The sequence below is a fragment of the Megamonas rupellensis DSM 19944 genome, from assembly GCF_000378365.1.
In the GTDB taxonomy this organism is placed as follows: domain Bacteria; phylum Bacillota; class Negativicutes; order Selenomonadales; family Selenomonadaceae; genus Megamonas; species Megamonas funiformis.
On the sequence record NZ_KB899594.1, the window covers coordinates 1 to 21,959 of the forward strand.

Genomic DNA, 21,959 nt, shown 5'->3' on the forward strand with positions numbered 1-21,959 from the left:
CAAAAATTATTAAAAGAAAAAGGCATTATCCAAAGCATGAGCCGAAAAGGAAACTGCTTAGATAATGCCGTAATAGAAAATTTCTTTGGTTTGCTAAAAAGCGAATTATTCTATTTAAAAAAATTCAAATCCGTTGAAGATTTTATAAAAGAGTTAAAATCTTATATAAAATATTATAATACAAAACGGATAAAGATAAAACTAAAAGGACTTAGTCCTGTAGAATACAGAACTAAGTCTCAATTAGTAGCTTAATTAATATGTCCAATATTTTGGGTGCATATCAAAGTAATTTAACTACTTTTAAAGTGCTTTTTTATTGTTTAAATTTTATAACTCTTATTTTATAAATAAAACGCTTCAAAAAATAGCTATAATAAAACAAAAATGCTATAATAAAACATATTGTAAAGGAGGACATATGGCTACAAAGAAAAAATTTTACGCAGTAAAAAAAGGTTATCAAACAGGAATATTCACTACTTGGGCTGAATGTCAAAAACAAACACAAGGTTTTAAAGGAGCATTATTTAAATCTTTTCCCACAAAAGAAGAAGCTCAAAACTATTTAGAAGATAAACCTTCTGTCAATATTTCTGAACAAGATGATGATCGTTATTATATTTATGTAGATGGTTCATATATAAATGGTGAATATAGCTGGGGTATGGCTATTTTTTATAAAGGTAAATTAATAGATACTTTCAACGGAAAAGGCGCTTCCATAGATGCTAGTGAACTACATAACGTAGCTGGAGAAATTCAAGGTGCTATGGAAGCTACCAAATGGGCTATTGCTCATGATGAAAAAATTGTAATCTGTCATGATTATATCGGTTTATCTGAATGGGCTTTAGGCAATTGGAAAACAAATAAAGAATTGACCAAAGCATATGCTGAATTTATGAAACCATATTTACATTTAATAACCTTCAAAAAAGTAGCAGGTCATACAGGAGTATTAGGTAATGAACTTGCTGACAAATTAGCTAAACAAGCTTTAGGTTTATAATAAATTACTTAATAAAAATTAGAGGAGGAATAAAAATTTGATTACTACAGATAATTCATTGACTTTAGGTATAGAATCTAGCTGTGATGAAACTTCTGTTGCTATCTTACGCGGTGGCAGAGAAATACTAGCTAATGTAATTTCTACTCAAATTCCAATTCATCAAAAATTCGGAGGTGTCGTTCCTGAAATCGCCTCTCGTAAACATATTGTTAATATCATGCCTGTTTTAGATGAAGCCTTACACAAAGCAAATGTTACTTTAAAAGATATTGATCGCATTGCTGTAGCGTATGGCCCAGGATTAGTAGGTGCTTTACTTGTAGGCGTATCTGCTGCCAAAACTTTAGCTTTTGCTTTAGATAAACCACTAATTGGCGTAAATCATTTAGAAGGTCATATCTTCGCCAATTTCTTATCCACACCTGAACTTCAACCACCATTTATGGCTCTCGTAGTTTCTGGTGGACATACTTCCCTAGTTCACGTAAAAGACTATAATCATTTTTCCCTAATGGGACAAACTCGCGATGATGCAGCTGGTGAAGCTTTTGATAAAGTAGCTCGTGTAATGGGATTACCTTATCCAGGTGGCCCTCAAATTGATAAATTAGCTAAAGAAGGAAATCCTGATGCTATTGATTTCCCTATGGCATTAAATGAAAAAGGTAACTATGAATTTAGCTTCAGTGGCTTAAAATCGGCTGTGCTCAATTATTTAAACAATATGAAAGCCAAACGCATCGAAATCAATAAAGCTGATGTTGCCGCTTCCTTCCAAAAATCAGTAGTTAATATTTTAGTGCATAAAGCTGTAGAAGCAGCTCGTCAAACCAACATGACAAAACTAGTACTTGCCGGTGGCGTAGCAGCAAATAGCTCCCTAGAAGGACATCTCCAAAAAGCCTGCAAAGAAAACGGCTTAGAATTTTACTACCCAAGCAAAATCTTATGCACAGACAACGCTGCCATGATAGCCTGCCGTGGCTACTACCAAGCCCAAGCAGGAGACTTTGCTGATAGCAACCTAAACGCTATCCCTTATCTAGAACTAACTGACAAAGAATAGTTATCTATTCATTTTTCTTTTATCTAAAAGAAAAACGAATCAAAAAGAAAAAATCCCGCGATATTGATTTTTCTTTGATAAAGATAAAATTATGTCTACAACGTCCAAAACTCACTTCATTCAAACAGTTGGACTAAAAACATAGCCATAATTTTATCTTTATCAATAGCTTTCAGCTACCGTAAAATCTGCTAATGCGGGAAATTTTGGTATTATTTAAAAACAATTACAAAATAATAATTTGTAACTTTTATTTTCCGCATTATAAAATTTTAATGGTAATCGCAAGATTATTGAAAACAATTATCACTGAATACGGTTTTAGTCTGAATGTTTGAGCGAAGCGAGTTTCTAAGCGTTGTATGAAGTGATAATTATTTTCAAAATTAAAATTTTATCTGCGGTGATTTCTTTGGTTCGTTTCTTTGTCATCAAAGAAATGAACTAATACTTAAAGTGGGCGATTTTTTATGTTGGAGATATTTTCTGATACTTCGTTATTATTAGCTATTGGTATAGCTTTTATTTCTACGTTAATTCAATCCTTGACGGGTTTTGGATTTGCTATTGTTTCTACGCCATTGCTTTTAATGGTCTATGATGCCAAAGAAGTCGTTGTTCTTTTGCAATTTTTATCTGTCGTTCTTGATACTGTTTTTGTATTTTTTGTCAAAGATAATATTGATTGGCATTTTCTAAAACCATTGCTGATTGGTTCAGTAATTGGTCATCCTATTGGTATTCTCATCTATCTATTTGTGCCTACTATAGGATTAAAAATTTTCATTGCTTGTGTTATTTTATCATTCTTATTTCTCACCAAAATTTACCGTAAACAACTGACTGAAACTTCCTGTAAAACTGGTGTTGTTGGTTGTCTATCTGGTATTTTAAATACTTCTACCAGTATGAGTGGCCCACCGCTTATTATTTATTTAACATCTACTAATCGCGATAAAACTTCTTTGCGTGCCACTTGTATTGCTTATTTTACTATCATTAACTACCTAGGTATCTTTGCTTTTTACTTAGCAGGAAAAGATTTTTCATTCGCTATTGAACAAAGTATTTATATCGTTCCATTCTGTTTTATTGCTTTATGGCTAGGTAATAAATTATTTCCTTATATTTCTCAAAAAATGTTTAATCGACTCGTTTTTGTTATGTTATTATTCAGTGCTTTATATACTATTTATTCAGCTATCAATTAAAGGAGAATTATATGAATAAAGTTGCTGTTGTTACTGGTGGAGCTAGAGGTATTGGCAAAGCCATTTGTGATGAATTCAAAGCTCAAAATATTACAGTATGTACTATTGATGTTTTACCTAATGATTATTTTGTTGGCGATATTGCTGATGAAAAAATATTGACGCAATTTGCCCAAAAAGTAATTGATGATCATACAAAAATAGATTATTTAATCAATAACGCTTGCCTTATGAAAGGTGGCTTAGCTACTGCTTCTTATGAAGATTTTCTCTACGTACTAAAAGTTGGTGCTGTAGCTCCTTTTATGCTTACTAAATTATTTATGAACCATCTTCAAGACAATGCTAGCATTGTAAATATTTCTTCTAGCCGTCATTTGATGAGTCAAGCAGATACTGAAAGTTACACTGCTGCTAAAGGAGCAATTTCTTCACTAACTCATGCAATGGCAGTAACATTGCGTGGAAAAGCTCGTGTAAATAGTATTTCTCCTGGTTGGATAGATACTACAAATAGTGAATTTTCCTCAGCAGATAAACTTCAACATTTAGTAAATCGTGTTGGCGTACCAAAAGATATTGTAAATGCTGTGATGTTTCTTTGCAGTGAGAAATCTTCATTTATCACCGGTCAAGATATCATCGTTGATGGTGGCATGACGAAACAAATGATTTATCATGATGATTATGATTGGTATTACAATAAATAAAGGTATTCTTCCTCGATATACAGAATTATATTATATAAATATCTGTAATATAAAAATATGTATATAAGTATAGGAGGAATTTTTATGGGATTATTTGATAATCTTTTAGGCAATGCCTCTAAAGCAAATCTTGATGATATCCGCCAAGATTACGCTAAATTATTAGCTAATGGCGAAAGCATTCAACAGGCTTATGAAATTTTTCGTGATTTATTTATTTTTACCGATAAACGCCTTATCCTTGTAGATAAACAAGGTATTACAGGCAAAAAAACACAATATCATTCTATACCATATAAAAGCATAAGACATTTCAGCATTGAAACAGCTGGTCATTTCGATTTAGATGCTGAATTAAAAATATATGTCGCTGGTATGGATATGCCTATTAGCAAAAAATTTGATAAAAGTTTAGATATTTATCAATTACAAGCTATTTTAGCTGAATATGTATTACGTTAAAATAAAAAGCTGGGTTTAAAATCCTTTATAGATTTAAACTCAGCCTTTTTTATCAATAAATTCAATATAAAATTATGAGGTTACTCTATGCAAACACAAGATTATTTAGCTCAAGAACTCCAACAAAGTCTTGCTAGCGCTCTTATAGATGATAAAATAAATTCCTTACCTGATTTACAACCACAGATAATCTATAATGATTATAATAGTGGCTCTAATCTATTAGTAGAACTACTTCAAGAATTACAAACTTGTAAACGATTTTATTTTGCCATAGCTTTTATCACTCAAAGTGGCTTAATTTGTCTTAAAGAATGTTTAAAATGCCTTCAAGAAAAAAACATCACTGGCGATATTTTGACCACTGATTATCTATATTTTAATCAACCAAAAGCTCTACAGGAATTACAACAATATCCTAATTTAAATATTCGCATCTATACTAAAGAAAATTTCCATATCAAAGGCTATATCTTTGAACAAAACGATTATTATACTTTAATTGTAGGCAGTAATAATTTAACGCAAACAGCCTTAAAAGCAAATAAAGAATGGAGCCTAAAAATAAATTCTTTAGTAAATGGTGCTTTAATCAACAATACATTATCTCAATTTCAACAAATGTGGCAAGAAGCCATGCCTTTGACTGATATCTGGCTTAAACAATATGCTGATAAATATCATTCTTTACAAAAATTAAAAAGACAATTTGCTACAGCTCAAGAAAATATCTCTACTAATGATATTACTCCTAACAAAATGCAACAGGAAGCATTAAAAGCATTAGCAAAATTACAACAAGATAATAAACATAAAGCATTATTGATATCTGCCACAGGCACAGGAAAAACATATTTAAGTGCCTTTGCTGTCAAAAAAGCCAAGCCTAAACGACTATTATTTTTAGCCCATCGCGAACAAATTCTCAAACAGGCTTGTAAAACTTTTGCCAAAATAATACCAGATATCCAATATGGTATTTTATCAGCTAACCATAAAGATTTTCATAAGCCTTATCTATTTGCCACCATAAATATGCTAAGCAAAGAAGAAAATTTAACTCAATTCGCTCCAACACATTTTGACTATATAATCATTGATGAAACTCATCGAGCTGGTGCTAGTAGTTATTTAAAAATCTTAAATTATTTTCAGCCACAATTTTTATTAGGTATGACAGCGACACCAGAACGCACAGACGGTTTTGATATCTACCAATTATTTGACCATAATATAGCTTATGAAATTCGTTTAAATCAAGCTATGCAAGAAAATTTACTTTGCCCATTTCACTACTTTGGCATCACTGATATCACAGTTGATGATCAAGAAATCAATGATAATTCAACATTTAATGATTTAACTACAGACGCTCGCGTAACACATATCATCAATCAATCTCAATACTATGGCTTTAGTGGAGAACGTCTACGCGGTTTAATATTTTGTAGTCACATAGAAGAAGCCCAAATACTTTCACAAAAATTTAATGAGCGAGGATTTCATACCATTGCTCTATCAGGTAAAGATAGTCAAGAAACGCGAACCAATGCCATTCATAAATTAGAACAAAAAGAACGCTCTACAGGTCTTGATTATATATTCACTGTAGACATTATGAATGAAGGTATTGATATTCCTGCTATAAATCAAATAATTATGCTCAGACCTACAAAATCAGCCATTATCTTCGTTCAACAATTAGGTCGTGGGCTTCGTAAATATCCGCAAAAAGATTATGTAGTAATTCTTGACTTTATCGGCAACTATCAAAATAACTTTATGATACCAATAGCCCTATCTGGTGATATTTCTTATAATAAAGATAATATCCGTCATTATGTAGCAGAAGGAAATCGCTTCATCTTTGGTTCTTCTACCATTCATTTTGATAAAATAGCTCGCCAAAAAATCTATCAAGCCATTGATAGTGCCAAATTAAGCGATACAGCCTTATTGAAAAATGAATATCTACAATTAAAACAAAAATTAGGAAAAATTCCTTCTATCTTTGATTTTTCCCAGTTTGGTAGTATAGACATTTTAAAATTCCTTGATAAATTTAAAACATATCATAATTTCTTGCAAAAATACGATAAAGATTACACAATTAGATTTAATACAATTCAAGAAGAAATTCTTTATTTTATCTCATATCGCTTCGCTAAAGGCAAAAGAATTCATGAACTCATAGCTTTAAAATTATTATTAAAAAATACACCTCATTTATTAATAGATATTGAACAAATCTTAACTACAAAATACCATCAAGAATTAACTGAACAAATAAAAGTTTCATTAATACGCAATTTAACTAATCTATTTACCATAAGCAATGAGCAAGCTAAATTTAGTAATTGCATTTTCATCAAAGAAAGCGATAATGATTATATCATCAGTGATATTTTTAAATCAGTTTTACAAGATGAAAAGTTCTATTTTCAAATAAATGAAATTCTCGATTTTGCCCTAAAAAGATATCAAAAATATTATCAGCATAAATATAAAAATACTAATCTTGTTCTTTATCAAAAATACACTTATGAAGAAGTTTGTTATCTATTAAATTGGCCTCAAAAAATAAACCCTAATGCCATGGCTGGTTATTTTTATGAAAAAACAACACATACCCTGCCAGTATTTATCAATTATATAGCTCCGGATAAAAAAAGAGTAGATTATACTAATGAATTTTTAAGCAATACTTTGATTACAGCCTATTCCAAAAGCAATCGAAAATTAGACTCTAGTGATGCTAAACATATATATAATGCGAATGAAGAACAAAATAAATTATATCTATTTGTACGCAAACCTAATGAAGATAAAGAAGCTAAAGAATTTTATTTTTTAGGTGAAATCACAGCCCAAGGCAATCCAGAATTTGCACCTAAATATAATGGTTTTAAAATTCTCTATAAATTAGATACACCTGTTAGAGCAGATATTTTCGATTATCTTACAACAGTAACCGTTTAAAATAAAAAGACATCTATAAAAAATGATAAGTTTCATAAACTTCCATTTCCATAGATGTCTTTTTTTATTTTGTTGGAATAATTTCTTCAATAGATACGCCATTTGGCACATATAATACCATTTTTGCAGAAATTCTTTTTACAGAACCATCTAATACATAGCAAGCACCATTCATAAAATCGCAAATACGAACTTGTTCACTTTGTTCAATTTTTTCGTAATTGATAAGTACAGCTTTAGAAGCTTTTAAAGCATCAGCAGCAATTCTTGTATCATTGAAATTGGTAGGTTCAAATACAAGTACATTCATATTTGGCTGTTTATATACTTTTAAACTAGGACGACGATTATTTTCTTCGTAGTTATTAGTAGCAGATGATGTTGCTTCATCTCTCGTAGCTTCAGCTGTATTTGTGTAAATGGAAGGTCCATTTGCTACACGAGTAACATTAGGAGCTACTTTTACTGTTTGTCTTCTAGTTTCTTGTTTTTCATCAACTTTAGCTTCTATTTCTTCAACTTCTTCTGGAATTAGAAACTTAGTGATTTTTGATAAAAAATCCGCCATAATCTCACCTCAAATATCTCTTTTATAACCCATAAATATATTTTATATAAAATTAAAATAAACCCATACTAGAACAATTCTATATAAAATAAAAAAATCCTGCAAAAAACTGTAATAAATATTATTTTCATAAAATTTATTTGATTGTTTAACTAATCAAATAAATTCATAAATATGCTAAGAAGCGACACATACAAATGTCGCTTCTAACACATTATATACTATACTTAAAATTATTTTGCGTTTTTACGTAAACGTCCACGCTGAGATTTATCAAGAATAGTTTTTCTTAAACGAATGCTTTCTGGAGTAACTTCTACCATTTCATCTTTATTGATGAATTCAAGAGCCTGTTCAAGACTTAAAAGACGAGGTGGAGTTAAGCGAATAGCTTCATCAGAAGAAGAAGAACGCATATTGGAAACATTTTTCTTCTTACATGGATTTACGTCCATATCAAGTTCACGAGTATTTTCCCCAATAATCATACCTTCATAAACCATTTGGTTTGGAGAAATGAACATTACACCACGGTCTTGAAGAGTATAAATACCGTATGGAGTTGTTTCACCTTGTTCAAATGCTACTAAAGAACCACGGCTACGACCTGGAATATCACCTTTATATGGAGCATATCCACGGAATACATGGTTCATAATACCATTACCTTTTGTATTAGTTAAGAATTCAGAACGGAAACCGATAAGTCCACGTGCAGGAATAGTGAATTCAAGACGTAAATAACCTTTTAATTCAGTCATATTGGAAAGTTCTGCTTTACGAGTACCAAGGGATTCCATAACTGTACCCATGAATTCTTGAGGTACTTCAATAGTTAAGTTTTCAATTGGTTCACAAAGTTGACCATTGATTTCTTTATAAATAACTTCTGGTTTACCAATCTGAAGTTCGTATCCTTCACGACGCATTGTTTCAATGAGAATAGAAAGATGTAATTCGCCACGACCAGAAACTTTAAATGTATCAGGGCTATCTGTTTCTTCAACACGTAAGCTTACATTTGTTTCAGTTTCTTTATATAAACGGTCGCGTAAATGACGAGATGTTACAAACTGACCTTCACGACCAGCAAATGGGCTAGTGTTAACACCAAAAGTCATGGACAATGTAGGTTCATCAATATTAATGCTAGGTAAAGCTTCTGGATTTTCAGCATCAGCAACAGTATGACCAATACTTGCACTAGGAAGACCAGTAATTGCTACGATTTCACCAAGTTCAGCTTCACTAACTTCCATACGTTTTAAACCTTGGTAAACATATACTTTACCGATACGTTCTTTAGTTTCGCCATCACCACTGATAACTACTACATTTTGACCTTCTTTGATTTTACCACGCATGATACGACCAATAGCTACACGACCAACATATTCATCAGAATCAAGTGTAGTTACCATCATTTGAAGAGGACCTTCTACATCACCCTGTGGAGCTGGAATTTCTTTAATAAGTAAATCCATTAATGGTTCTAAGCTATCGCTTTCATCATCAAGATCAAGTTTAGCAATACCATCACGAGCAATTGCGTATACAACAGGGAAATCAAGCTGATCATCATCAGCACCAAGTTCCATGAAAAGTTCCAAAACTTCGTCATAAACGTCATCAATACGCTGGTCAGGACGGTCAATTTTGTTGATAACAACGATAGGTTTTAAACCTTGTTCTAAAGCTTTACGTAAAACATATTTAGTCTGAGGCATAGGACCTTCAGAAGCGTCAACTAATAATAAAACGCCATCAACCATGTTGAGTACACGTTCAACTTCGCCACCGAAATCAGCATGGCCTGGTGTATCAACGATGTTGATTTTTATATCTTTGTACATTACAGCTGTATTTTTAGACAAAATGGTAATACCGCGTTCACGTTCAATAGCATTAGAGTCCATTACTCTTTCTGCTACCTGTTCGTTAGCACGGAAAATATGGCTTTGTTTAAGCATTGCGTCAACAAGAGTTGTTTTACCGTGGTCAACGTGAGCTATGATAGCGACATTTCTCAATTTGTTATTAGTATACAAAAAAATTCCTCCCAATGTATTAATGAATATATTATGTTTACATCATATAAAAGATAAAATATCTCTTTACTAGTGTAGTATATCAATATCTTTATGTCAAATTAAAATACTAAAATAGCTAAAAATTTTTCTTTAGACTCAAGGTCTTTCCAAAGAGATTTTTCCTAATTTTCCTGCTCTAAAATCCTTAAGCACAGCAATAGCAGTTTTTTCAGTATCTACAATACCGCCTTTTTGTAAAAATCCACGTTTTTTGCCTACCAAAGTAAATAATTCTTCACTAGTTTGTGGAATTTCATCTATTTTATAGCGTTCTTTTATATTTTTAGCATAATCATCTTTTAAACGCCATAATAAGATTTCAGCAGCACGTTCAATATCATAAACTTCATCACTGATAGCTCCAGTAAAAGCTAAATTCAATCCTACTTCAGGATCTTCAAATTTTGGCCATAAAATACCTGGAGTATCCAATAAATCAAGATTATTTTTTATTTTAATCCACTGTTTTGCACGTGTAATACCAGGTTTATCAGCAGTTTTCAATGAAGCACTGCCAGATAATCTATTTATTAAAGAAGATTTCCCTACATTTGGAATACCTACAATCATTACACGAGCATTACGAGGTTTTACACCTTTATTAGCGAATTTAGCAGTTTTTACCTTTGCCAATTCATCTGCTACAGTTACTAATTGACGAATACCTTTACCATCTAAAGAATTGATTTTCACCACAGATTTACCCATAGATGTGAAATATTCTTCCCATTTATTATTGATATTATTATCTGCTAAATCAATTTTATTCAAAGCGATTAAATGCGGTTTTTTACCAATTAAATCTTTTAAAATTGGATTTGCACTACTGTTAGGAATACGAGCATCACGAAGCTCAATGACCACATCAACTAATTTTAAATTTTCCACAATAATGCGTTTAGCTTTTGCCATATGCCCAGGGAACCAGTTTAATTGAGCAAGTGTTCCTAAATCATCATATTGCATATTTTCTTCCATTAAATAAACTCCTCCTTATATTAATATTCAAATATCTATAACATAAAATTCAAATTCCAACAAAAAAGGCACTATCTTGTGTCAACTACAAGACAGTGTCTTATAAAAAGTATTATATACCAATATATATACAAAATCAAAATTTTTTTATTTTACACCTATAGCATTTATTTTATCTGGTTCTACTACAATAGTTTTTTCTGTGCCATCTTGAACAATTACAAAAGTTGTAGGTTCAGATGAAAATATATCTACTAATTGTCCCATATTAAAATCTTCAAAATTATCGACTACACTTTTACCATTGATGCTAATTAAACAATCACCTGTTTTCATACCAGCTTTTGCTGCTGGAGAATTTTCCGCTACATTTATAATAACTCCATTATCTTTAATTTCACGACTAGAAGCTATTCCATAAACGTAACTATCAAAAAATACACGTTTCACAGAATTTAATACTGCCTTTAATTCTTTGACATTATCATATTCTTCAATTTCATTAGTGCCATCAGCATAAATTCTTTCATATTTACTAGAAAGTGTCATTTCTACATTATTGCCTTTTTGCACCAATTCACAAATAATATCTTTTTTATCACGATACATAAATTTATTATTTTTATCTACAGTATCCACAACATTAAACAATACAATTGTATTATCATCTTTTTCTACTAAATTAGTTTTTGCTGAAAATATACTTATAGCTTTGACTATACCATGTTTCACTTGCTCGATATTTGTATTTTCAAATTCTTGATTAATACTACTAGCAAAACAATTAGCGGTAATTGCCATTAACAGCATGAATAAAACTAAAATCTTTTTCATTAAAACCCTCTCCTTAAAACTTTCAAATCTTAATCTTCAAAAGTTTTAGCAACTGTTTTTAGATAATCAACAATTGTCAAATGTTGTGGACAATGACCTTCACAACTTCTACATTCAATACAATCAGAAGCTTTCGCATGAGTTTTTATCATATCTTGATATTTTTTCTTACTACCAGACGCCATGCCAAAACGTTTTTCATTATTATATAACTCAAAAACCTCTGGTATTTGAATTTGCATTGGACAATTTTCTTTACAATAATTACAAGCTGTACAAGCAATAGCTGTTGTATCATTGATGATTTTTGCCACTTTAAAAGTTGTTTCAATTTCTTCTTTAGTAAGCGGTTTAAAATCTTCCATATAACTTAAATTATCTTCTAATTGTTCCCACGTTGACATGCCAGAAAGCACCATAAATACATCATCTAAGCTACTAGCAAAACGAATTGCCCATGAAGCCACTGACATTTTTTCATCTTGAGCTTTCAATAAATCTATACCAGCCTGCGGAATATTTACCAATTTACCGCCTTTTACAGGTTCCATAACAATCACAGGTTTATGATATTTTTGGCATACTTCATAACATTTACGAGATTGCACGCTATCGCTTTCCCAATCAAGATAATTTATCTGTAACTGTACAAATTCAATATCTTCACCAATTTCAAGTAAAATCTTTTCCAAAAATTCTGCTGTATCATGAAAAGAAAAACCTAATTTTTTAATCTTGCCTTCCGCTTTCATTTGACGCACAAAATCCATAGATTTAAATTCTTTGACCTTTGCATAATTATCAACATCTAAACAATGCAATAAATAATAATCAAAATAATCCACACCACATTTTTCTAATTGCTCATCAAAAATACGTTTATTATCTTCTATGGATTTCAACTGCATTGTAGGTAATTTATCCGCCAATAAAAAGCTTTCTCGTGGATATCTTTTAACTAAAGCTTCCTTTACAAATAACTCACTTTGATAATTATGGTACATATACGCAGTATCAAAATACTTAAAACCTTTTGCCATAAAAGTATCAACCATTTTACAAAATTGCTCCATATCTACCTTATTATTTTCCACATCAAGCATAGGTAATCGCATACAGCCAAAACCAAGTTTCTTCAAATTTTCCATAATTCCACTCTCCTAAAATATATTTATTTAAATTATAATATTTTTTATAGATATTTTCTAAACAAAATTAAATATAATATAAAATTATCTAATTTTTATTATGGTGCTGTCTTAAATACTATATTAGAGAAAAATCCAGAGTTTTCACCTACATTAGTATTATATGATGATGATAATAGACAAGCCTACAAAATTTTAACTGAGTATAATGAAAACTATATTTTATTTTTAAAATATGCTACTTCTAGAAATTGCAAGAAAAACGGATATAATAGCTGGACTTTTAATTTTTCCCAAAATGATAAAAAGCAACTTCAAGAATATAGCATTGATTCTTCAGTATTTATTTGTCTCCTTTGTTTAAAAGAAGAATTGCAAAATAGCCAATTGGCAATACTTACATATAATGAATACTTAAAAATAAATAATAAAAACTCTATTACCATCAATCTAGAAAAACGAAAAAAGAATTTTGGTCTTTTTTTAGGTTATTCAAAAGCTCGAAAAGATACTTATCCTATTCCTAGAAATAGAATTGAAAAAAGCTTTAAAGATATATTAAATGAAAATAATACAAAAAAGAATAATATAGATATATCTACACAAGTTCAAGCTCTCATACGAACAGAACTATTAAAATTTTTAAGAAAAAATGATGGAAATCACCTCATATAAAAAATATCATTATAATATAATCAGATATAATTTTATATTATAATATCTTTTATTACCCTTCCTATGCTAGTAGCAGTAACTTTAATTATATAACGCAAGAAACCCCATGAGAGTACAAACTTCATGGGGTTTTACTGTTCATATGAACTATTTCACTATATTTTGCCTATATGTAATATAGTATATTACATAGATTCTTCAACATGAAGCTTATCTGTTCATAAAGAGATGGTACCAAAATGGTACCTCTCATATATTTTCAAAATAACAAAAAGTCAAATTTCAAATAACAAAAGCTCTATAAAGGCTTATAAAATAAGTAGAAAAAATAGTCAAAAAGTCAAAAATAATTATTGACATTTTGACTAATATGAGTATAATAATAATTGTAAGGACGTTAAGAGATACAAAAGATAAGAAATATCCCTTAAGATACTTACAAAATCTAAATTTTAATCTTATAATTTTACTAATAACAATAAATAAAAGTTAAATACGGACTTGATAGTCCGTTTAATTCAAAACAAATTTTGACTTTTTGACTTTATTTATTGCTCTATACATGGAGGTTGTTATTTATGTTCGGTTTAGTTCCATTTGCAAAAAATATTGCTAAAAGTAATGATGATTTCAATAAATTATTCGACGTTTTCAATGAACCTTTCTTTCATGAACCATTTGCAAAAATGAATTCTTATGTAAAATCCTTTAAAGTCGATGTAAAAGATACAGATAATGCTTACGAACTCACTGCTGAATTACCAGGCATCGCCAAAGAAAACATTTCTCTTGACTACAACAAAGGTTATTTAACAATTAAAACAACTACTACAAAATCCACAGAAGAAAAACCTGCTGAAAATGCTGATGATAAAAACGAAAAACCTCAAGAAAAATATATTCGCCGTGAACGTTATGTAGGTGAAATGCAACGTTCTTTCTACATTGACGATATTGATGAAAAAAATATCAAAGCTTCTTATCAAGATGGTATCTTAACTGTAGTTTTACCAAAAATTACTAAAGAAGAAGCTACAACTCAAATCAATATTGACTAATTTCTTTTAAATAAAATTTGACTTTTAAACTTTTAGGAGGCATTTATCATGTTTGGTTTAATTCCTACATTTACAAATAATCTCGCAACTAATGATAATTCTTTCAAATCTATTTTTGATGTTTTTAACGAACCATTTTTCCAAAACGCATTTGCTCCAGTAAATTCCATGTTCAATGCATTCAAAGTTGATGTAAAAGATACAGATAATGCTTATGAACTCACTGCTGAATTACCAGGAGTAAAAAAAGAAAATATCGCTCTTGATTATCAAAATGGTTATTTAACTATCAAAGCTACAATGCAAAATGAACAAAATCAGAATGAAGAAAGTAACTACATTCATCAAGAACGCTATTATGGCACAATGCAACGTTCATTCTATGTAGGTCAGATAGATAAAGCTAATGCTAAAGCTGAATATACTGACGGTGTTTTAAAAATGACATTGCCAAAACTTCAACCACAATCAACAACTACTCAAATTGATATAGATTAATATAATTTAATCCTTCCTCCTGCAACTCCTTTAAAATTAAATACTTTATAAATTGAAGATAGCCTTTATACTTGAGAACTTATCTATTCTTAGTATAAAGGCTATTTTTATTATTTACTTATGATATTTAATAATTCATATCATTTTTTGGCTCTTATTCTAAATAAAAGTTGATTTTCTTCCTTATTTTTAGCATATCTATCTTCATTTGAAATATATCCTATTTTATATAAATAATCACCTAATCGTTTATTTTCATCATTTATAGGTAAATATATATTATGTCTTTTTTCTCTATTCGATAATTCTTTATACTCACCATCCATTTTTGCGAAAAGATTTTTTAATTCTTCAGCATTAAATAAATCTAAATGCCTTACTAATAACGCTAATTTTAGTTCATTGCTTATTTTATCAAATATAATTTTAAATAAGTCTTTTGTCAAAGTAATATTCATATTAAAAATTGCTATTATTAGATTTTTATTTATATAATCTTTACCATAATAATTTACTATTTTTTGACAGAATACTTTATCTGTTTTCGCCATCAAATTATTAAATATATCTTCATCAATTTGAAATACTTCCATATTATCGATAAAACTATCCTTACTTGATAATATGTACAATGTTGCCATTTCTACAGATATATCTTTTATTTTATCAAAACATTGTTTATTTAAAAGTATATATTTATTTTGTATCAAAATTTTAAGTTTTTCTTGGTTCATTGAAGCAAAGTCAAATTCTAAATCACTAAAAATAAGTCTTAAATACGATATATATTTTTCAAAAATATTATTATCTATATCACTAAATGATAAATCTTTTATAAACTTTTCTTCAACGAAACTTCTATCACTATTTAAGATTGCATCACATTCTGTAGATAGAAAATCTATTAATACCTCATCTAATCCATTTTTTGAAAATTGTTTCCAATATTGAATAACATTATCAAAATTAGCATTGATTTTTCTATGTTTTAGTAATAATAACCAATATTTATTTTCACAAACGGATATATTTTCTAACTTAAAATTTTCATGTACTATAATTTTTTCTACTAAATCCATATCATCGCTACATTTATTTATCAAATCTAAGATATATTTTTCATCATCACAGTTATTATCATTACTCAATATAACTTCTTTTACATATTCTTCAATATTATCGGAAACATCATCTATTAAACAATCATATCCAGAAGTCATTATCATTGTATAGCATTTTTTACTTAAATCACGTTCTGCTATTTCACTATTTTTGTATACAAGAATAATATCTATCATATATTTATTGATATCGTAATACTTATTATCAAATACAAAATCCAAAAGTTCTTTATCAACTCCCGCTATATTTAACTTATAAAAGTGTATTTCTAATTTCTCGATTATCTTTTCTAAATAACTAATATTTACATCTTTAAGTTGTATCAATATGTCTTCATTTTCTTCAAAAAATTGTTCAAATGCTTCATCTTTATTCAAATTAAGTAATTCTTCTACTTTTAGACTTTCACATAAACATTTAAAATATTCTATTTGTCTATTATATGTTAATGCTGCTTTTTCAGTTAAAAAACTCCACATGTTTTCCCATTTTAAAGCCAATAAGTTTATAAATTTCTTTCTGTTATTAGTCGTCCTTACAAAAGCATCTATAAAAGACCAACTTTCTTTTTCTTCATCTGATAATTGTTGTATAAAATTATCTAATTTATTTTTATCAATCTCTTTACTACTATTTAATAATAAATACTCTAATAAATAAAAATTATAAACTTCTTTTTGTTTAAAATCTCTTATATTTAATCTATCAACTACACCTCTTAACCTAGTCAATTTATAATCAAATGACTGAACCTCTCTATTTCTTATGTTAAGAATAAAGTTCATATCATCTTTTGTTATACTATCTCCTTTAAAATAATTAATATATATACTATAATCTTCATCAATATAGCCATATCTTAACATAAAAACTAAGACCTTATTACTTCTAACATTATCAGATAGAACTTCTTTAACATCATTTCTATCAATTAATTCTTTTAAAGATAATATTGATATATCTTGTAACTGTTCATTTAACTCTTCTAAATCATGATGTATACCATCCATTTTTTTATCTTCTAATAATTTTAAAGCTTTCCATCGTCTACAATAATCTATATATTTTTTCTTCATTTTATTAGAATCTATTCCTTCTTTATTAATAGAATACCCAGAAGGATAACAAATATAATAACTACTACCTTCTTTATAGATATTTTCAAAATTAAAATTATCATCTAGTATTTGTTTTATAGAAAATTCTTTTGAATTATGATATGGTTCACGTCTCCCTATTGCAGAAATTGTTATTTCCCAATTAGCTAAATAACCACAAAAAGCATATTTTAATTCTTTAGTACTCTTTAAACAATCTTCTTTTACTAATATAATTTGTTCTTCTAATTGATTTATACTTTCTCTAATTTTTTCAACATCTTTTTCTATAAATGATTGTTTATTTTTAAAAGCTTGCTTAACAATACTTTCATCTTGTTCATTTTGAAGTTCAGCAAAATCTTTTGGATATAAGTTTTTAAATATTATCAGTGATAACATCTTTTCATCTACAAGTTTTATGCTATCTGAATCTTTTAATGTTCTTTTATAAATCTTAAATTCATTAAAAATATTATATAAAACTCGCATATCTGATACGAATGGTGCTATATCTTTTATATATTCTTCTGATATATTATATTCAGCATTATTTTCAAATTCTTTCAAAAAAACATCTTCTGAATTACTTTCATTAATTATTGGAACGATAGGTATAATATAATCAAAAAATTTAGTGCGTTCCTCTTTATTATGGAATAATTCATCTTTTACTGCATAAACAAATTTTACGGGTTTCTCTAAGCCTTCGTAATTATTTATGATAAAATTCAAATCCCTTAACTCTATGAATATATCATTGTTTTCTAGTCTATCTAAATCCTCAAAAAATACAACTTCATATCCTGTTGCTTCAAAAAAATATAAAATTTCATCTATATTCTTATTAAAAATAGATTTTTCATCAATCGCTTCATTTCCAAGAGTAGCATTAGAAAATAATTTTATTTCTTTCAATTTTAATTTAATCATACCCTGTTTTATTATAATAGTAAGTATTATCATTTCTAATAATACTAAGCATGGTATTATTACATATGACCAAAATTCAGGGATACCTAAATCAATTAAAAAATTAATACAATTAATCACTTTTTCCTTTAAAACATCTGGAAAAAATAATACACTTCCAATTAAACAAAATATATTAACGCAAAAAGTCCATATAAAAATGTACATATAGCTCATTTTTTCTATCTTATTATATCTACTTTGTGGCAACATATTCTTTTTTACTTTATAAAAAAATTGTTTTAATATTACATTTTCTATTTTTTCTAAAGGTATCTCTTCATTCTTTTTATCCTCTTGAGAATTTCCTTCGTTACTATTAAAAGTCGCCATGGATATAAATGTATATTTTAAACTAGGATGCTTTTTTACATATGTTTTTATAACGCTACTTTTTCCAGCTCCATAAGGTGCAGTAATGGCTATATTTCTAATTTCTTCATCATTGATAGCTTGATCTAAAGCATTAATATATTCTTCACCATTTTCCATGTTATCTATTGGTGTTAATTTTTTATAATCATTACGCTCTGCACAAATACATCTTTTTAAATAATCAATATAATATTCTATTCGACTTTCAAACCAAACTAATTTTTTTATTACAAATTTTATAAATTTCTCTCTCGTAATAAAACCTTCTTTCTAAACAAACTTAGTAAATTTTAATAATTTTAATATAAGATATTTTGATTATAAAAATACTCTATGATATAATAAAAAAGAGAGATAGCCTGATTGTGGTAGGTCAGCACCTCTCTCTTAGAAAATTCAATTCGTTAAGAAGGCTGTTCCCGCCGTTTCGGAACGGTCTTTTTTTCGTTTATAAACTAATTATTTATAATCTGAAAAAGCGTAGCAATCAAATTTATAATACTTATCACTAACGATAATTTTTCATAAGTCGTCATGCTAACACCTCCCTAACGAGAGGTGTCCGACATCAAGCTATCCCATGACTTCAATTATATCATATCTTTAATTTAAATAATATTATCTATAAATCAATAATTATTTTAAACTTTATATTCTATAACTTTTAAAATAAAACTTAACAACATAGTAAACCAAAAACATCTTTAGAGTTGACTATATCTTTTTATTTTCTTATAATCATATCAAAACATACTTTATAAAATTCAATTTTATAAATATATAAGGAGATAATTTTATGTCATCATCATTAACAACAAAAACCCTATCAAAAATGGCTGTTTGCGTAGCTATTATCTGCATATCAGCTTACATATCTTTCCCTATCACTGCTGTTCCGTTTACTTGTCTTACTTTAGCTATGTTATTATCAGCATTTTTATCCACACCAAAAGAAACTCTAATCATCATGATTGTCTATACGCTAATCGGTGCTATCGGTCTTCCTGTATTTTCTGGTGGTGCAGGCGGTTTCAACTGTTTATTTTCCCCAACTGGTGGTTATCTTTGGGGCTTTATCGTCAGTTATCCTATCGCTAGTTATTTAAAAGGAAATAAAAACTCCTTCAAAAACTTCTTTCTAGCAGGACTTGCTGTTATTCCTATCACTTATATTTTTGGTGTAGCTATGCTTTGCTTCATTATGAAACTTTCCATTTTAGAAGGCATCACCATTGGTGCTTTACCTTTCATTCCTGGTGATATCATCAAAACTTTAATTGCCAGCTACGTTGCTGTTCGTTTGCGAAAAAATTTATTTTATTAATCGAGGAATATATATGATAAACAATAATTTTTTACAAGAAGGTATCTCACCTTCTTATTTTTTTCAATATGTTGATACCTTAACTAATCTAAACTTACATTCACTTGTAATCTATAAAGATAATAAATTGCTTTCTAAAGTTCATATTGCCCCTTATAATGAACATGAAAAACAAACTTTATTTTCTGTGAGCAAATCCTTTACCGCCGTTGCTATGATGTTTGCTCTCCAAGATAAATTATTTACATTAGATACCACAATTTATTCACTTTTAAAACACAAATTAAAATTTGAACCTACTGAAGATATTAAAAGCATCACCATACATTATTTATTATCCATGACTTATGGCTTTATCGACAAAGAAATTCAAGATTTTTACTTAAAAGATGATTGGATTAATGAAGCATTTTCTTTAAAATTACAGACAAAACCTGGCACTTCCTTCTTTTATAATAACCGTTGCCCATTTTTATGTAGTGCCATCATTCAAGAATTAACTGGCAAAAATCTTTTGACTTATCTACAAGAAAAACTCTTTTCTCATTTAAATATAACTAATATAAGTTGGGAAAAAAATACTCAAAACTACGATAAAGGCTCATGGGGTTTAAGTTTGACCACAGAAGATTTAGCTAAATTTGGTCAATTTATACTCAATAAAGGTTCATGGAATAATAAACAATTACTAGCCCCAGAATATATTGAAAAATTACTCACAGTATATATAAATACAGATAATAAAGCTTTTCCAGATAGCAAATTAGGTTATGGCTATTATTTTTGGAAATGCCAACCTGAAAAAGCCTTTCGCTGTGCTGGTCTTTTCGGTCAATATTGCATTATCTTACCTAAAGAAAATATGGTCATAGCTATAACTAGCAATGCTGAAAATGAACAAAAACAAGCTATTTTATCTGCTACATGGAAATTTTTAGCTCAAATAAAAAAAGATAATAAATCCTCTACTCAAGATTTATCATCTTTAAATAACTATCTTTCTAAACTTCATTTACCATATTTACCTAATGACAATTCCATTATTCCCGAAATTTTTCAACAAGAATTTAAGTTCTCTCACAATCCTCTAAATTTAAATTCTATTTCTTTCTCCCAAATTGCTCCTGATTGCATCAGAATTAATATCACTTTAAGCACTAGAAAATATAATTTATTAGCTAAACTAAACGCTTGGCAAAAGAATAATACTAATTCCGAAAATGATAACTTTGATTCTTGTACAACAATTTTCTATGAAAACCCTTACGCCAACTATGGCTGGCAAAATAACAAACTAAATTTAAAATTAGTTTATAACCAAGGCATTTTCATTGACACCTTAGAATTTAACTACTACAACCATCAACTATACCTACATTACAACCCCACTCCATCTTTCATCATCAGAACAAAACCCCATTATCTCATATCCAATCCCATAAAATAACAAAAAGGCTAGAGTATAGATTACTCTAGCCTTTAATTTACACACTACAAAAATACAACACTAAACTACTTCCGCATCATAAATTTTAGTGGTAATCATAGATTATTAAAAATAAATTTTTAAATATCAATAACACCTAACCATTTCCACATTAGCAGACTTTTACACTAGCTGAAAACTATTAGTAAAAATAAAATCACGACTACACTCTTAATTCATCATAATACCAAACTACTTCCGCATTATAAATTTTAGTGGTAACCATAGATTATTGAAAATAACTTTGTTAAATATTAATAACACCTAACCATTCCCGCATTAGCAGACTTT

18 protein-coding genes are annotated in these 21,959 nt (G+C 28.7%); 12 read left to right on the forward strand and 6 right to left on the reverse strand.

Features of this window, described 5'->3' with window-relative positions; all coding sequences use genetic code 11:
- The 7 genes from F553_RS0109215 to F553_RS11850 all read left to right on the forward strand — a co-directional run.
- A partial coding sequence (locus tag F553_RS0109215) for an IS3 family transposase (protein WP_018999873.1) occupies positions 1 to 255 on the forward strand: 255 nt, incomplete at its 5' end.
- A gap of 166 nt (positions 256 to 421) precedes the next feature.
- Positions 422 to 1,012: a ribonuclease H1 domain-containing protein gene (locus tag F553_RS0109220; RefSeq protein ID WP_018999874.1), complete on the forward strand. Its 591-nt coding sequence runs from the start codon at positions 422 to 424 to the stop codon at positions 1,010 to 1,012.
- Positions 1,013 to 1,049: 37 nt separating this feature from the next.
- Entirely contained in the window at positions 1,050 to 2,081 is a 1,032-nt protein-coding gene (gene tsaD, locus F553_RS0109225; RefSeq protein ID WP_018999875.1) for a tRNA (adenosine(37)-N6)-threonylcarbamoyltransferase complex transferase subunit TsaD, read from the forward strand.
- A 470-nt stretch (positions 2,082 to 2,551) separates the two neighbouring features.
- Positions 2,552 to 3,292 (forward strand): sulfite exporter TauE/SafE family protein, encoded by a 741-nt coding sequence (locus F553_RS0109230; protein WP_018999876.1) that lies wholly within the window; start codon positions 2,552 to 2,554, stop codon positions 3,290 to 3,292.
- Positions 3,293 to 3,303: 11 nt separating this feature from the next.
- The gene (locus tag F553_RS0109235; RefSeq protein WP_018999877.1) at positions 3,304 to 4,002 is read left to right on the forward strand and encodes an SDR family oxidoreductase; all 699 of its coding nucleotides are present in this window, start codon (positions 3,304 to 3,306) and stop codon (positions 4,000 to 4,002) included.
- A gap of 84 nt (positions 4,003 to 4,086) precedes the next feature.
- Positions 4,087 to 4,464, forward strand: a complete 378-nt coding sequence (locus tag F553_RS0109240) for a PH domain-containing protein (RefSeq protein WP_015563378.1) — start codon at positions 4,087 to 4,089, stop codon at positions 4,462 to 4,464.
- An 87-nt stretch (positions 4,465 to 4,551) separates the two neighbouring features.
- Positions 4,552 to 7,443 (forward strand): DEAD/DEAH box helicase, encoded by a 2,892-nt coding sequence (locus F553_RS11850; RefSeq protein WP_018999878.1) that lies wholly within the window; start codon positions 4,552 to 4,554, stop codon positions 7,441 to 7,443.
- 64 nt (positions 7,444 to 7,507) lie between these two features.
- Here F553_RS11850 and F553_RS0109250 read toward each other — a convergent pair whose 3' ends face one another.
- The 5 genes from F553_RS0109250 to F553_RS0109270 form a co-directional block, all read right to left on the reverse strand.
- On the reverse strand, positions 7,508 to 8,011 hold the full coding sequence (locus F553_RS0109250; RefSeq protein ID WP_008537673.1) for a cell division protein SepF: 504 nt from the start codon (positions 8,009 to 8,011) through the stop codon (positions 7,508 to 7,510).
- A gap of 233 nt (positions 8,012 to 8,244) precedes the next feature.
- Positions 8,245 to 10,059 carry a translational GTPase TypA gene (gene typA, locus F553_RS0109255; RefSeq protein ID WP_018999879.1) on the reverse strand — a complete coding sequence of 605 codons (1,815 nt, stop codon included), beginning with the start codon at positions 10,057 to 10,059 and terminating at the stop codon, positions 8,245 to 8,247.
- A gap of 138 nt (positions 10,060 to 10,197) precedes the next feature.
- Positions 10,198 to 11,079: a ribosome biogenesis GTPase YlqF gene (ylqF, locus tag F553_RS0109260; protein WP_018999880.1), complete on the reverse strand. Its 882-nt coding sequence runs from the start codon at positions 11,077 to 11,079 to the stop codon at positions 10,198 to 10,200.
- A gap of 147 nt (positions 11,080 to 11,226) precedes the next feature.
- Positions 11,227 to 11,913 (reverse strand): PDZ domain-containing protein, encoded by a 687-nt coding sequence (locus F553_RS0109265; protein ID WP_018999881.1) that lies wholly within the window; start codon positions 11,911 to 11,913, stop codon positions 11,227 to 11,229.
- Between the two features lie 29 nt (positions 11,914 to 11,942).
- Entirely contained in the window at positions 11,943 to 13,061 is a 1,119-nt protein-coding gene (locus F553_RS0109270) for an aldo/keto reductase (protein WP_018999882.1), read from the reverse strand.
- Positions 13,062 to 13,433: 372 nt separating this feature from the next.
- Here F553_RS0109270 and F553_RS0109275 point away from each other — a divergent pair, with 372 nt between their 5' ends.
- From F553_RS0109275 to F553_RS0109285, 3 genes are all read left to right on the forward strand, one after another.
- The gene (locus F553_RS0109275; RefSeq protein ID WP_018999883.1) at positions 13,434 to 13,736 is read left to right on the forward strand and encodes a hypothetical protein; all 303 of its coding nucleotides are present in this window, start codon (positions 13,434 to 13,436) and stop codon (positions 13,734 to 13,736) included.
- A gap of 578 nt (positions 13,737 to 14,314) precedes the next feature.
- A complete protein-coding gene (locus tag F553_RS0109280; RefSeq protein WP_015563372.1) occupies positions 14,315 to 14,794 on the forward strand; it encodes an Hsp20/alpha crystallin family protein in 480 nt (159 codons plus the stop codon).
- 48 nt (positions 14,795 to 14,842) lie between these two features.
- On the forward strand, positions 14,843 to 15,292 hold the full coding sequence (locus F553_RS0109285; protein ID WP_008537608.1) for an Hsp20/alpha crystallin family protein: 450 nt from the start codon (positions 14,843 to 14,845) through the stop codon (positions 15,290 to 15,292).
- Between the two features lie 140 nt (positions 15,293 to 15,432).
- Here F553_RS0109285 and F553_RS0109290 read toward each other — a convergent pair whose 3' ends face one another.
- Entirely contained in the window at positions 15,433 to 18,975 is a 3,543-nt protein-coding gene (locus F553_RS0109290) for a YobI family P-loop NTPase (protein WP_018999884.1), read from the reverse strand.
- Positions 18,976 to 19,654: 679 nt separating this feature from the next.
- Here F553_RS0109290 and F553_RS0109300 point away from each other — a divergent pair.
- Together F553_RS0109300 and F553_RS0109305 are read left to right on the forward strand one after the other, a co-directional pair.
- Positions 19,655 to 20,182 (forward strand): biotin transporter BioY, encoded by a 528-nt coding sequence (locus F553_RS0109300; protein ID WP_018999885.1) that lies wholly within the window; start codon positions 19,655 to 19,657, stop codon positions 20,180 to 20,182.
- A 13-nt stretch (positions 20,183 to 20,195) separates the two neighbouring features.
- A complete protein-coding gene (locus F553_RS0109305; protein ID WP_018999886.1) occupies positions 20,196 to 21,629 on the forward strand; it encodes a serine hydrolase domain-containing protein in 1,434 nt (477 codons plus the stop codon).
- Positions 21,630 to 21,959 lie beyond the last annotated feature (330 nt).